At 68.7% G+C, this 13,275-nt stretch carries 12 protein-coding genes; all 12 read right to left on the bottom strand.

All coding sequences use genetic code 11. From position 1 onward, the window contains the following. Nucleotides 1–548: 548 nt before the first annotated feature. The 12 genes from gspD to AC5P5W_RS11785 all read right to left on the bottom strand — a co-directional run bounded on the left by gspD (nucleotide 549) and on the right by AC5P5W_RS11785 (nucleotide 13,229). A complete protein-coding gene (gene gspD, locus AC5P5W_RS11840) occupies nucleotides 549–2,756 on the bottom strand; it encodes a type II secretion system secretin GspD (RefSeq protein ID WP_014645898.1) in 2,208 nt (735 codons plus the stop codon). A gap of 9 nt (nucleotides 2,757–2,765) precedes the next feature. Then, a complete protein-coding gene (locus AC5P5W_RS11835; RefSeq protein ID WP_014645897.1) occupies nucleotides 2,766–3,554 on the bottom strand; it encodes a type II secretion system protein, XpsN-like in 789 nt (262 codons plus the stop codon). Next, the gene (gene gspM / locus AC5P5W_RS11830) at nucleotides 3,544–4,257 is read right to left on the bottom strand and encodes a type II secretion system protein GspM (protein WP_197574947.1); all 714 of its coding nucleotides are present in this window, start codon (nucleotides 4,255–4,257) and stop codon (nucleotides 3,544–3,546) included. The genes AC5P5W_RS11835 and gspM overlap by 11 nt, the downstream gene beginning before the upstream one ends. Then, a complete protein-coding gene (locus tag AC5P5W_RS11825; protein WP_197574949.1) occupies nucleotides 4,232–5,377 on the bottom strand; it encodes a PilN domain-containing protein in 1,146 nt (381 codons plus the stop codon). Before AC5P5W_RS11825 ends, gspM begins: the two co-directional genes overlap by 26 nt. Further along, the gene (locus tag AC5P5W_RS11820; protein WP_046428741.1) at nucleotides 5,374–6,237 is read right to left on the bottom strand and encodes a type II secretion system minor pseudopilin; all 864 of its coding nucleotides are present in this window, start codon (nucleotides 6,235–6,237) and stop codon (nucleotides 5,374–5,376) included. Before AC5P5W_RS11820 ends, AC5P5W_RS11825 begins: the two co-directional genes overlap by 4 nt. Beyond that, nucleotides 6,234–6,866, bottom strand: coding sequence for a type II secretion system protein J (locus AC5P5W_RS11815; RefSeq protein WP_100449328.1), 633 nt, complete (start codon nucleotides 6,864–6,866; stop codon nucleotides 6,234–6,236). The genes AC5P5W_RS11820 and AC5P5W_RS11815 overlap by 4 nt, the downstream gene beginning before the upstream one ends. Further along, nucleotides 6,863–7,282, bottom strand: coding sequence for a type II secretion system protein XpsI (gene xpsI, locus AC5P5W_RS11810; protein ID WP_111205445.1), 420 nt, complete (start codon nucleotides 7,280–7,282; stop codon nucleotides 6,863–6,865). The genes AC5P5W_RS11815 and xpsI overlap by 4 nt, the downstream gene beginning before the upstream one ends. Beyond that, a complete protein-coding gene (gene xpsH, locus AC5P5W_RS11805) occupies nucleotides 7,279–7,773 on the bottom strand; it encodes a type II secretion system protein XpsH (protein WP_014645891.1) in 495 nt (164 codons plus the stop codon). Before xpsH ends, xpsI begins: the two co-directional genes overlap by 4 nt. A gap of 6 nt (nucleotides 7,774–7,779) precedes the next feature. After that, complete coding sequence (gene gspG / locus AC5P5W_RS11800; RefSeq protein ID WP_014645890.1) at nucleotides 7,780–8,223, bottom strand: type II secretion system major pseudopilin GspG; 444 nt, start codon at nucleotides 8,221–8,223, stop codon at nucleotides 7,780–7,782. A gap of 49 nt (nucleotides 8,224–8,272) precedes the next feature. Next, entirely contained in the window at nucleotides 8,273–9,493 is a 1,221-nt protein-coding gene (xpsF, locus tag AC5P5W_RS11795) for a type II secretion system protein XpsF (protein ID WP_032956504.1), read from the bottom strand. A 24-nt stretch (nucleotides 9,494–9,517) separates the two neighbouring features. Further along, the gene (gspE, locus tag AC5P5W_RS11790; protein WP_014035931.1) at nucleotides 9,518–11,239 is read right to left on the bottom strand and encodes a type II secretion system ATPase GspE; all 1,722 of its coding nucleotides are present in this window, start codon (nucleotides 11,237–11,239) and stop codon (nucleotides 9,518–9,520) included. A 136-nt stretch (nucleotides 11,240–11,375) separates the two neighbouring features. Continuing rightward, nucleotides 11,376–13,229 carry a S8 family peptidase gene (locus tag AC5P5W_RS11785; RefSeq protein WP_142235425.1) on the bottom strand — a complete coding sequence of 618 codons (1,854 nt, stop codon included), beginning with the start codon at nucleotides 13,227–13,229 and terminating at the stop codon, nucleotides 11,376–11,378. Nucleotides 13,230–13,275 lie beyond the last annotated feature (46 nt).

The following is a 13,275-nucleotide window of genomic DNA, read 5'->3' as shown; positions in this document are numbered from 1 at the left end:
GGCTGGAGCTGGAGCCGAAGCCGAAGCAACAGCAGAAGCCGGCCATCCGTGGGATGGCGGGGTGGGTCCGGTTGCGGGGGACGCTGCAAGTACGTCCATGTAAGCTCGGTCGCCGCATCCATGCGGCTCACGCCCCCGCAACCAGACCCACCCCGCCTTCGACAGATTTCTGCGATCTGTCGGCAAAGCCTGGGGTCAGATCCGTTTTCCAGAGGAAAACGGATCTGACCCCATTTTCTGATTTCGAAATCTGACAGACAGTCATCCACGCATGGCGCGGATCTACCGTGTCGACCAAGGTCGACACCTACCAACAGCCGCGGGACTCTGTCAGAGGTGGGTCGGCGTGGGGTGGCAGGACCGTTGGCGCCATGGATGGCGCCATCGAGCCCCCAGGGACGGGTTTACGGCGTGTCCTGCCACCCCACGCCGACCCACCCTCCCTCAGTAAACCCGCTGTTGCTGTTGCTGTTGCTGTTGCTTTCGCTTTGGCCGTTGCCGTTGCTCCGGCCTCGGCGGGTGCCGGGGCGCCGCCCGGCCGAAACCCCTTACTTCTTCGCGCGCGGCTGGTTCAGCGGCTCCATCGCGCGGAAGCGCTTGCTGTACTCGTCGGTCAGGTTGCGCGATTCCTGGCTGTTGCGCACGATGGTCGGGGTCAGCAGCACGATCACTTCCGAACGACGGCTGGTGCGGGTCTTCTGCCCGAACAACGCACCGACCACCGGAATCCTGCTCAACCCCGGGATGCCGCTGCTGCCGTCGGTGGCCGAATCGGTGATCAGGCCCGCCAGCATGATGGTGTCACCGCTCTGCACCGCCGCTTCGGTGGACAGCTTCTTGGTCGAGATGCGCGGGTTGCAGTTGCGCTCGGTCGGGTTGCAGGCCTCCGGCACGTCCGAGGCGCTGCTGACTTCCTGCACGATGTCCAGGAACACGGTGCCGTCGCGGGTCACGCGCGGGCGCACCTTGAGGATCACGCCGGTGTCGATGTACTGCACCGAGCTGTAGGTGCTGGTGCCCACGCCGGTGTTCACCGTGGTGGTGTTGATCGGCACCTTGTCGCCGACGTTGAGCGTGGCCTCGGCGTTGTTGCGGACGAACACCGACGGCGTCTGCAGCAGGCGCAGGTCGGTCACCTTGTCCAGTGCACTGACCACCGCGGCCGCGTTGTGGCCGGTGAAGGCCCAGCCCACACCGTCATTGCCGGTGACGCCGCCGGCGAAAGTGTTCCACGAACCACCTGCAGCCGGCGGCAGGGTCAGGCCCGCCAGGGCTCCGGTGAGCGCGCGACCAGCCACGGCATTGTCGAAGAACCAGTTCACGCCGTACTTCAGGTCACCGGTCAGCGCGACTTCGGCCACCTGTGCCTCGATGTGTACCTGCAGCGGCATCACGTCCAGCTTCTCGATCACCTCGCGGATCGAGCGCCACGCCTGCGGCGTCGAGCGCACCAGCAGGGTGTTGGTTTCCTCCACCGCCGACACGCCGACGCGGTCGCCCTCCACTTCCAGGCTGACACTGACGTTGCCGGGCTGGCGCTGCGGCAGGTTCAGGCTGCCATTGCTGCTGCCACTGCCACTACCACTGGTTCCGCCCAGCGTCGAACCCAGGTTGCTGCTGCTGTTGTCCATGCCACGGTCGCCGTCGCCGCCCAGCTGCGACGGAATGGCGCCCGGTGCCAGCGAGGCCGGGCTGGAGCCGCCGCGGTTGCCACTGCTGGCGAAGGCCTCGCTGAGGCGCTCGGCCAGGTCGCGCGCCTTGATGTAGCGCAGCTCGTAGGAGAACAGGCGGGCGCTGCCACCAGCGGTGTCGATGCGATCCAGCCACTGCTGGATCTGGTCCAGGTAGCGCACCTGCGGCGTGATCACCAACACGGCGTTGGCATTCTCCAGCGGCAGGAAACGGAACATGCCGGCGCTGGGCGTCTTGCTCTCTTCGCCGAACACCTTTTCCAGGTCGGCCGCGACCTGCTCGGCCTTGCCCGACTGGATCGGGAACACGCCCACCGACATGCCCGACAACCAGTCGACGTCGAAGATCTCGACGGTGCGCAGGTAGTTTTCCAGTTCCGCGCGGGTACCCCCCAGGGTGATCACGTTGCGGCCACTGTCCACGTTGACGATGGCGTTGGGGCGCGCGTACGGCTCCAGCACCTTCTTCATTTCGGTGGCGGAGATGAACTGCAGCGGGACCACACGGACTTCGAAGCCGCGCGCGCTGGCCGCGGGTGCCGTGCTTGGCGCGACCGTGCCGGCCAGCGCCTGGTCGGCGGCGACGATGTTGTAGCGCCCACCGCTGTAGACCATCCGCGCGTTGTTCCAGCCCAGCACCATCTCCAGCAGGTTCAGTGCCTGCGCCGGCGATACCGGCTTGGGCGTGGCCAGGGTGACCGTGCCCTGCACGCCTGGCGCGATCACGTAGTTCTGGCCAAGCATGTCACCAAGGATGGCCTTGACCACCGCATGCAGCGATTCGCCTTCGAAGTTGAAGGTCGCCTCGCCGGTACTGGCACCGTGCAGCGCCGGTGCCGGCGCACGCGCGGCCTCGCGGTTGATCATGGTGCCGGTGCCGCGGCGGATCACCGCCTGCGGTGCCCCCTGGCTTTCACGGGCGGCATCGGCAGCGACATCGGCTGCCTGGCCGGCGTCGGCGCTGGGCGACAGATTGCCGTTGCGCTGCACGTGCGGCGCGGACACCGTACTGCAGCCGACCAGCAGCGCGAGGGCAAAGGACCAGGGAAGAAAACGCAGGTTCATGCATTCACTCTATCGGTTGGTGCCATCGCCCGGGGGCGGCGACGGTTGTTGCTGCTGTTGCTGCAGCTGGCGGCGGCGGGCCTGGATGCGCTCGCGGATGGCCTGCATCTGCGCTTCACTGGGACCGTTGTTGTTGGCCGGTGGGGTTGTTGCAGCGGCCGCCGCAGGCGCTGGTGCATTGCCAGCGGGCGACGGCGATGGGATTGCCGCGGGCGGTGGCGGCGCCGGCGGAGCGCCCGCCGAGGGCGGCACCACGATCGCACCTGCAGGCGGTGCGCCGTTGGCACCGCGCAGCACCGTCGGCGGCTCACCGCCCTGGCCGTTGAACACCGCCAGTTCCAGGACCTGGTTGCCACCAGGGCCGATCACCGTCGCCTGGCGCGGCTGCAGCGCCACCAGCTGCCAGCCATCCACGGCTTCGCCGTTGAGGCGCAGGCGCAGCGAGCGGTTCTGTTCGGTGGTGAACGTGGCCATGCCGAAATCGCCGGTCAGCAGCACACCGGTGAGGCGCAACGCGGCGCTGGCCGCCGGTTCGCTGCCACCCAGCAGATAAGGCCGCGGCCTGCGGTCTTCGGCGAACAACGGGCGCTCACCGATCGCGCTGTAGCTGTCGGCGCTGGCCATGCGCTCGGCCGCCAGCGGCGGCAGCGATGGCAGCGATGGCGCGGCGTCGGCATCACCGCCGGCACCCGGCAGCTGGCTGCCCAGCCCGAAGCCGGTCGCCAGCCAGACGGCGGCCGCCCAACCGGCCAGCGCCAGCAGGAAGCCGGTACGCAGGCTGATCTGCTCAAGCTTCATCGGCCACCTCCTGCCCTTCGGACGGGGGCGCCGGCTGCGGCGCAGGTGCGGCCTCGGCCGGCGACGCGGACGGTGCCGGTGTCGCAGCGGGCGCCGGAACCGTGCCATCGGCGGCAGCGCCCGGCAGCAGATAGCCGGCCAGCTCGAAGGACACGTCCAGGCCCAGCCCCGATTCGTTCGGTGATTGCTGGAAGCGCTGCGCGATCAGGTTGAGGTTGTCGACGAACAGGCGTGGGCTGCCGGTTTCCAGGCTGTGCAGCACGGTGGCCAGTTCGGCCACCCCGCAGCGCAGGCGCACCTGCATGGCGACGCGCACGAACTCGGCGTCGCGCCGGTTGTCGGTCAGCGGCGTGCGGTTGCTGATGGTGCAGCTGCGGTTGCCCGGGCTGGCCATCGCCACCGCATCCTGCAGCCGGGCGCCCAATGCAGCGGCGGCAGCTTCGGCAGTGGCTTCGCGCAGGAAGCCTGGCCGCTGCTGCAGTGCCTCGCGGGTAGCGCGAAGGCTCTGTTCGATCTGCGGCTGCTGCTGCAGCTGCGCCTGCACGCGCGACTCGCGTTCGCGCAGGGCGGCGACATCGGCATCGATCGCACGCAGCGGCTGGGTGAACCAGGGGTGCACCAGCAGCAGATAGGCCAGGCCCAGCACTGCCAGCAGCAGTGCCAGCGCCAGCCAGCGGTCACGGCGTGCGCTTGGCATAGGCATCGGCCGCCTCCGGGGTTGGTGCGGCGGCCGGCAACGGCTGCAGTTCGGCGGTCATGGTGAAGCGGTCGCGGCCACTGGCCGCGCCATCGGCCTGCAGCACCCCGGTCAGGTTGACCTTGCGCCACTGCGGTGCGTCCTGCAGCAGCTGCACCAGCTGCGACGCCTCGCGGCTCAGGCCGATCAGCTGCAGGTTGTTGTTCTCGATCGCCAGCTTCTCCAGGTAGGTATCTTCCGGCAGGCGCCGGGTCAGTTCGTTCCAGATTTCAACGGTGCCGGCGCGCTGGCTGCGCTGCTTCTCCAGGAATGCGGCGCCATCGATCAGCGCCTGCAGCTGCGCGCGTTCGCTGGCCACACCTCGCGCACTGCGCGCGCTGCGCTCGACCTGTGCACGCAGCTCATCGGCGGCGGCCTGGCGGTTGTCGAGCAGCTGCACCGCGGCCAGTACCAGCATCACGACGGCAGCCACTGCCAGCAGCAGGTTCCAGCGTCGCATCGGGTCTGGCCGCAGTTGGCGCTGTGCGGGCGGCAGCAGGTTCACCTGCAGCACGTTGCCCTGCGCATCGATGGCATCGACGCCCGCCAGCGCATCGGCCCATGGGCCCACACTGGTGCGCCATGCGTCCAGCTGCCGCAATGGCCACGCCACCAGTTCGACCTGCAGCTGGCCCTCGCCGCCCGCGCCGAGCTCACGCACGTCATAACTGACCTGGGATGATTCGAACGGGGTCTGCCGGTCGATCTCGAAACCGACCACGGCGCGCAGGCGGTCGGCCGCTGCGGCAGGCAGGCGCAGGCTACGCCGCAGGACGTCCGTCGCCGGCAGCAGCCACACCCGCGGCAGAGTACGCAGGCGAGGCTCCAGCACGCGGTCCAGCTCCACCGGCGACAGCGGCCACGGCAGGCGCGCCACCGCTTCGCGGCGTTCGCCGGCTTCACGCCAGACCTGCAGCTGGTCGCCCTCGTGCAGCAGCAGCAGGCGTGCCTGGCCCCAGCCCAATGCCCATTGCCAGCGCACCGGCACCCAGGCCAGCAGCGACTGCCGCCACCAGCGCAGGAAACGGCCGGCGCCCGGGCCGATCCGGCCCTGCACCTGCCGCAGACTGTCCTGCCACGCCGTCATCTTGCTGTCATTCCCTGCTCCCAGCGAAGCACTGTGTAAGTCCGCCCGGGAACCCCGCCCGAGCCACTGCGTACCACTGCCTGCAACACCGACCTGCGTCCACTGCCGTCGATGGCACCGGACTCGATACTATAGGTGCCGCTGCTGCTGGCAAGCGTTGTCGTGCCGCCAGCGGAATCTGCATCACGCTCCTGCTGTGCGCGCTGCGCCATCACACTGTCCGCATCCAGGCCCAGCGCGGTCAGCACCGGCGCGCTGGCGAACTGCGGATCCGGCCGTGCCTGGCGGCTGTAGAGGGTCAGGTGCGGCAGCATCGCCCGGTACAGGGGTCCGCGCATGCCCAGGACCCGCTGTAGCTCGCCCAGGGTCTCGAAGCGCTTGTTGCGTGGGCCGTAGGGCAATCCGGCTGCGGCGTAGTCCGGCGCTTCGGCGCCACCGCCCGGTTGCAGCAGGCTGTCCTCGTCGCGCCAGTCGATGATGGCGCCGGCCAACTGCCGGGCCTGTGCATCGTCTTCGCCCAGCGCCTTGAGGAAGGCGGTCAGCAGTGCGGCGTCGGCCAGGTTCAGGTTGATCTTGCCGTTCTCGTCCAGCACCTTGATCTCGATGCTGGCGTCGTCGAACTGCCAGCGGTAGGTACGGCCATCGGCACGCCAGGGCGCCCGTTGCGGATCGGCTGACAGGCGCAGGAGGGCATATTCGAGGCCGGCGCGCGCACGTTCCTGCCCGCGTGCATCGTCATCCAGCACGCGCTGCTGCAGGTGCTCGACCCGTGCGCTCAGCGCGAACGCACCGACCAGCGCCGTCATCAATGCGATCAGCCACAGCACCAGCACCAATGCCGCCCCGCGCTGACGGCTCATCGCGTGCCTCCACTGCCACCGGCACGCAGCGCCACCACCAGTGGCGGCCACGGCGCGCCCCGGGATGGCACGATCTGGATTTCCACCAGCATCGGCAGGCGGCGGGTGTCATCCCAGCGCGGCAGCCAGTCGGTCACCTGCCCGGTGCCGGCATCGATGCCGCGATAGCGCAGCTGCACCGACTTCAGGTTGTCCACCAGCACCTCTGGCGGGCGCGGCGGATTCTCGGCGATGCGCTCGCCTTCCTGCAGCAGCACGAGGTCCAGCAGCAGGCGCTGTTGGCCACCGCGTCCGTCCACCTGCAGCGCGTGCAGGTAGGGGCCGCCACGGCCGAGGTAACCGGGCAGGTCGGCGGCGAACAGCATGCGTTGCTCCTCGCCCTGGAAGAAGATGGGTTCGCGGGTGGGGTCCGGGGCCTCCAGCGGGGTGCGCAGTGCACCCGCCAGCTGCCTGCGCAGCAACGACTCGACCGCGCGCATGCGTTCGCTTTCAGCGGCGATCTGCTCGCCGCGCTGGCTGACCGCCATCGCCGAGCGCACGCTGGCAAAGGCCAGTGCCAGGCCGCCGGCCAGCAGCACGGTGGCCAGCATCACTTCGACCAGGGTGAAGCCCGCGGCGCGCCGCTTCATCGCGCGCTCTCCAGGTCGGGCGGCAACAGGCGCAGGCTGCGCCAGTGCAGTTGTTCGCGCTCGCTGTCGCCCCAGCGCACCCGCAGCTGCAGCTCGGCCAGCCATGGGGTGCCCGCTGACGTGGCCTGCACGACGTTGCCGGCGCGTGGCTCGACCCACGGCTGGACCTGCAGCTCCCAGTGATAGCGCCCCTGTTCCCAGTCACCCTGCTGGCTGCCCACCTGCAGCGGCGCGTCGACACCGGCCTGGGCCAGCAACGACTGTGCATGCAGCACCGCACGCGTGCGCAGCTCGGCGTCACGTACCTGCTTCGCGCCACCGGACAGGCTGCCCAGCAGCAGGGTCAACGCCAGGCCCAGCAGGGCGAAAGCGATGATCACTTCCAGCAGGGTGAAGCCACGCGCGCGCCGCTTCATTGCGCCCGCCAGGGGCCGGAGCGGACCTCGCCGGTCAGCCAGCCGACGTCGACGCGCCATTCGGCACCGTCGCGCTGCAACCGGATACGGCCGCCGCTGGAGCCACCATCGGGATGGAACTCGATCACGCCCTGCCCCGCCGCGGTGGCCAGCTGTGCGGCACCTTCGAACTGCACCTGCAGCTGTGCCGGCACCTCACCGTGGCGCTGGTTGGCCCCCTCCCAGCGGCGCCGTGCCGGTTCGATCACGAAGCGCTGCGGTTCGCCGCGGGCGATCGCCTGCGCGCGCACCATGCGCAGCTGGCTGGCGATGTCCTTGCCGGCGCTGCGCAGCTGCATGCCGGCGAACCCGCGCGACAGGCCGGCGGCGGTGATCAGGCCGATCGCCGCGATCAATGCGATCACCAGCAGCATTTCCAGCAACGACAGTCCAGCCGCGCGCCTGCCGTGCAGGCGCGGGCGTGGCAACCGGCGCGGCAGGAAGTGCGTCATGCGCGGTTACGGCTGGTAGCGGATGTCAGCGTCGACGCTGCTGCCGCCAGCCTTGCCATCCTTGCCCAGGCTGACCAGCTCATACGGCTGGCCTTCGCCCGGCGCCCGGTACTCCAGTGCGTGGCCCCACGGGTCATTCAGGTCGGCGGGCTTGGCGTACGGGCCGAGCCAGCCGCCGACACCGGCCGGCGCCGTCACCAGGTCGTTGAGCGTGGCCGGCAGCTTGCCGGTGTCGATCTGGTAGTTGTCGATCTTGGAGGCGACGGTCTGCACCTGCGCCTTGGCGATGTTGGCCTTGCCACGGTCGGCGCCGCCCAGCACGCGGCTGGCGACCAGGGTCAGCACCGCGCCGATCAGCACGATGACGATGATGATTTCCAGCAGGCTCATGCCCGACTGGTTGCGCGCGGCGGTGAAGGAAAGGCGGATCGGTCGGCGACGGGCAATCATGGACGGTCCTTTCAGTTGCGGAGTGTCGGGGTTGCAGGGAGTGCCATCGTCAACCGATGGCATTGGTCAGGTCATACAGCGGCACCAGCACGGCCACGATCACCGCGCCGACCACCGAGGCCAGCACCAGGGTGATCGCCGGCACCATCGCCGCCAGCATGCGGTCGATGCGCCGGGCGCTGTCCTGTTCGAAGGTGTCGGCGGCCTTGAGCAGCATGGTATCGAGTGCGCCGGATTCCTCGCCGACCTGGATCATCTGCAGCGCCAGGCGCGGGAACCGCTTGCCGCGCGACAGGGCCAGCGACAGGCCGGCGCCGTTCTTCACTTCATCGGCGGCCGTTTCGACGTCAGCGGCCAGGGCGCGGTTGCCCAGCACGTTGCGCGCGATGCCCAGTGCCCCCAGCAAGGGGACGCCGTTGCGCAGCAGTGTGCCCAGCGTGCGCGCCAGCCGGGCGGTTTCCAGCTCGCCGATGAGGCGACCGATGCCACGCCGCTGCAGCAGCCAGCCATCCAGCGCCAACCGGAACGCCGGTTGCCGCGCCTTGCGCTCGAAGAACAGCACCAGCACGCCGGGCACCACCAGCAGCAGCACCCACCAGTCACGCACGAACAGGCCCAGCTGCAGTACCGCGTTGGTGAACCACGGCAGCGCCACGTCCAGGCTTTCGTACATCTGCGCGAACTGCGGCACCACGTAGCCGAGCAGGAACAACAGCGCGCCACCGACCACCACCAGCAGGATCGCCGGGTAGACCAGCGCGTTGATGACCTTGCCCTGCAGCGCGCGGCTGCGCTCGAGGTAGTCGGCCAAGCGTTGCAGGGTTTCATGCAGGCTGCCACCGGCTTCGCCGGCGCGCACCATGTTCACGTACAGGCGCGAGAACAGCCCATGCTGGCGCTCCAGCGCGGTGGACAGCGGTGCGCCACCGCGCACCACGTCGCGGATGTCGGTGATCGCGCGGCGCGATCGTTCGTCCTCGGGCAACCCCAGCAGGATCGACAGCGCGCGGTCCAGCGGCTGGCCGGCACCGAGCAGGGTCGCCAGCTGCTGGGTGAACTGCAGCAGGGCGGCGCCCTGCAGCGGGCGCTGCTGCAGCAGGTTGCGCCAGCTGCTGCCGCCGATCGCGCCGGCGTCGGCCAGCTGCGTCTCCATCGGCAGGTGGCCCTGGTCCTGCAGGCGCGCGATCAACTCGGCCTCGCTGGCCGCTTCCATCTGCCCATCGAAGACCTCGCCATGCGGATTGAGCGCCTTGTAGCGATAGTTCGGCATGTCAGCCCCGGCGTCCTGCACGCATCAGCTTTCCTCGGTCACGCGCAGCACTTCCTCGATGGTGGTCTGCCCGCTCAACGCCTTGGACAGGCCATCCTCGTACATGGTGCGCATGCCGGCCTCGCGGGCGATGCGCTCGATCTCGCCCATGCCATCGCGGCGCATCACCGCACGGCGCAGCGCATCGTTCATCACCAGGAATTCCATGATGGTGGTACGCCCCAGGTAGCCGGTCGGTGCCAGCGCAGACGGCTTCGGGCGGTACAGGTGGATCGGCCCTTCCGGCTGCAGGCGGCGCAGTTCGAACCGCTCGATCTCTTCCGGCGAGGCTTCGTAGCGCTCGGCGTGGGTCGGCTCCAGCCGGCGTACCAGGCGCTGGGCCAGGATGCCGTTGATGGTGGACGTGAGCAGGTAGTCCTCCACGCCCATGTCGAGCAGGCGGGTGATGCCACCGGCTGCGTTGTTGGTATGCAGGGTGGACAGCACCAGGTGGCCGGTCAGCGCCGACTGGATGGCGATGCGCGCGGTTTCCAGGTCGCGCATTTCACCGATCATGATGATGTCCGGATCCTGGCGCACGATGCTGCGCAGGGCATTGGCGAAGTCGAGGCCGATCTGCGGCTTGGCCTGGATCTGGTTGATGCCTTCTATCTGGTATTCCACCGGGTCTTCGACCGTGATGATCTTGACGTCGGCGGTGTTGAGCTGGCTCAGCGCGGTGTACAGCGTGGTGGTCTTGCCCGAGCCGGTCGGGCCGGTGACCAGCAGGATGCCATGCGGCTGTTCCAGCACCTTGCGGAACTGCGGCAGGAAGGCATCGGTGAAGCCGAGCCGGTGGAAATCGAACACCACCGTTTCGCGATCCAGCAGGCGCATCACCACGCTTTCGCCATGCGCGGTCGGTACCGTGCTCACGCGCAGGTCCAGCTCCTTGCCCTGCACGCGCAGCATGATGCGGCCGTCCTGCGGCAGGCGGCGCTCGGCGATGTTGAGCCGGGCCATGATCTTGATGCGGCTGATCACCGCAGCGGTGAGGTTGGCCGGCGGGCTTTCGCCCTCCACCAGCACGCCATCGACGCGGTAGCGGACCTTCAACCGGCTCTCGAACGGTTCGACATGGATATCCGAAGCGCGCAGCTCCACCGCACGCTGGATCACCAGGTTGACCAGGCGGATCACCGGTGCTTCCGACGCAAGGTCGCGCAGGTGCTCGATGTCGTCGACCGCACCGCCCTCGCCATCCGCGGTTTCCACGATCGCGCCCATCGCGCTGCGGCCCTGGCCGAACCAGCGCTCGACCAGGTCATCGATCTCCGCGCGCATGCCCAGCACCGGTGTCACCGGGACCCCAAGGGCCAACTGCACGGCCTGCTGTGGATAGGCGTCGTGGGCATCGGCCAGCCACAGCCGCACCCCGTGTTCATCCAACTCCAGCGGGCACACATGGAACTGCTTCAGGAAGCGCAGCGACAGCGGAAGTCCCTCGGCCAGCGCCTGCGGCGGGGCCTCCGGCACCTGCTTGCCCTCCAGCAGCGGCAGGCCCAGCACCTCAGCGCTGGCCTGTGCCTGGTCGCGTTCAGACACCAGGCCCAAGCGCACCAGCAGGCCCAGCAGACTGCCGCCGGCCTCGGCATGCAATGGCCGCGCGCGTGCCAGGTCTCCTTCCTTGAGCCGGCCGCGCGCCAGCAACGCATCCAGGATGCGGCCTTCGGCGTCGTCGGTAACGGTTGCAGCGAGCGCGTTCACGTGACTCTCCTGTCAATCGGCCCGACTTTAGCAGTTAAGCCGTGATTTCCGCCGCCCTGCGGTCACCTTTCGTAAAAAGACGAAGCCCGTCACACAGGGTGACGGGCGTCGGCCGTTCAACTACGACACGAGGTGATTACTGCGTGGCGAGAATGCTCACGCCGTTGTATGCCGCTTCGCCCACCACCTTGATGTAATAGGTGCCCGCCACCGGCTTGTTCACCCGCACCGTTTCGGACGTGCCGGGACGGGTCGACTTGCCGTCGTTGTCGCTGGCGCTCGGCTCACGCCCCTGGGCAATGTAGACCGAGACGTTGCCGGTGCCACCGTAGGTGATCACGCTGAGCTGCTTTCCGGCAACGGCTTCGAAGCTGTACAGCTTGCTGCTGCCGGCAGCACCGTTCAGGCCGCCGACTGCGGCCTTGTTGGTCAGCGGCGTGGCCGCCGGCCCGCAGTTTTCGGTGCACGGTTCTTCCAGTGCCTTGGCCAGCGCGGCCTTGGCATCAAGGATGCCGGTACCGATCGGGGTCGCCGCCGGGATGGCGACCGGGAACGGACGCGCCGTTTCCTTCAGCAGGGTACGCATCGCGGCCGGGGTCAACGGATCCTTGCCCTTGGCGATCAGTGCGCTCTGCACCAGTGCCGCAACGGCGGCCACATGCGGCGAGGCCATCGAGGTACCGCCCATGCCCATGTAGCCCGGCGTGCCCGATTCCGGCGTGGTGGCCGCATTGGAGCCGGTCTGCCAGATGTAGCCGCCCGGGTTGCCGTCGACACTGCCGCCACCGCCCGGACCGGACAGGTCCACGCGGGCTCCATAGTTGGAGTAGTAGGTGATGCCACCGGTGATGCGGGTGGCACCCACGGTCACCACGCCTTCGCAGCTGGCCGGCTGGTACTTGGACGCGTTGTCGGCTTCATTGCCGGCAGCCACCACCACCGTGGTACCGCGCGAGATCGCGCCGTTGATCGCGTCCTGGTAGGTGCTGGCGCAGGAACCACCGCCCCCCAGGCTCATGTTGATGATCTCGGCCGGATTGGTGTTGGCCGGAATGCCGGTCACGGTACCGCCGGAGGCCCAGGTCACCGCATCAGCGATGTCGGACAGGTAGCCGCCGCACTTGCCCAGCACGCGGACCGGCAGCACCTTGGCCTTGTAGGCGACACCGGCCATGCCGACGCCGTTGTTGGTCTGCTCGGCCACGGTGCCAGCGACGTGGGTGCCGTGCCAGGAACTGTCGTCGGCCAGCGAGCCGTCATAGCACTCGTTGTCGTTCTCGACCCAATCACCGTAGTCCTGCGCACCCGGCACGCGATCGTTGGTCGGGCGCCGCGAGGTCTCCGCATCGCTGATGAAGTCGTAGCCTTCCAGCAGGTTTCCGACCAGGTCCGGATGCTGCGGCAGGACGCCGGTATCGATCACTGCCACCACGATGCCCTCGCCCTGCGAGACATCCCACGCCGCCGGTGCGTTGATGCCGCCGACCGCATTGTGCAGATGCCACTGGTTCTGCTGGTAGAAGGGATCGTTCGGCACCAGCGCCGGCTGCACGTTGCCGGCACGCAGTTCGCTGCGGCGCAGTTTCACGTCGGCTTCGGCGTACTGCACCGACGGATCGGCCTTCAGTTCCTTCAGCACGCGCTGCAGTTCGGCCGGTGCCAGGCGGCCCTGCACACGGATGAGGTCCGCACCAGTAGACAGCTTGCGGACCACCTGCGGGCCGAGCGTGCTGGCGCGTGACGTGCCGCCGGAGAGACTGGCACGGGTCAGTGCGGACTGCACGGTGGACAGCTTCGCCGAGCGGTCGGTGGCGGCAGCAGCGCCGGCCCGGTACTTGACGATGATGCGCTCGGTACCCGGCTGGGCGGTGCTGGCCTGGCGCACCGGTTCACGGGTCGGCAACCCGGCGGCGTGGACGGCACCGACCGCCGTCATCGACAGCACGGCGGCGGCAAGCACATTGATGCGAAGGTTCTGCTTCTTGATCACGTCGAATTCCTCTTCTGGGTCATGGATCGAACCAACACTGCGGCCA

Source organism: Stenotrophomonas sp. YJH_SMC_123 (genome assembly GCF_059368215.1).
The sequence above is the reverse complement of the archived record's forward strand: the minus strand, read 5'-3'. Positions and strand labels throughout refer to the sequence as shown.

Coding starts and splice junctions, on each gene's coding strand:
- gspD (WP_014645898.1), bottom strand. CDS start 2,756: ATGAACCTGCGTTTTCTTCCCTGGTCCTTTGCCCTCGCGCTGCTGGTC.
- AC5P5W_RS11835 (WP_014645897.1), bottom strand. CDS start 3,554: ATGAAGCTTGAGCAGATCAGCCTGCGTACCGGCTTCCTGCTGGCGCTG.
- gspM (WP_197574947.1), bottom strand. CDS start 4,257: ATGCCTATGCCAAGCGCACGCCGTGACCGCTGGCTGGCGCTGGCACTG.
- AC5P5W_RS11825 (WP_197574949.1), bottom strand. CDS start 5,377: ATGACGGCGTGGCAGGACAGTCTGCGGCAGGTGCAGGGCCGGATCGGC.
- AC5P5W_RS11820 (WP_046428741.1), bottom strand. CDS start 6,237: ATGAGCCGTCAGCGCGGGGCGGCATTGGTGCTGGTGCTGTGGCTGATC.
- AC5P5W_RS11815 (WP_100449328.1), bottom strand. CDS start 6,866: ATGAAGCGGCGCGCCGCGGGCTTCACCCTGGTCGAAGTGATGCTGGCC.
- xpsI (WP_111205445.1), bottom strand. CDS start 7,282: ATGAAGCGGCGCGCGCGTGGCTTCACCCTGCTGGAAGTGATCATCGCT.
- xpsH (WP_014645891.1), bottom strand. CDS start 7,773: ATGACGCACTTCCTGCCGCGCCGGTTGCCACGCCCGCGCCTGCACGGC.
- gspG (WP_014645890.1), bottom strand. CDS start 8,223: ATGATTGCCCGTCGCCGACCGATCCGCCTTTCCTTCACCGCCGCGCGC.
- xpsF (WP_032956504.1), bottom strand. CDS start 9,493: ATGCCGAACTATCGCTACAAGGCGCTCAATCCGCATGGCGAGGTCTTC.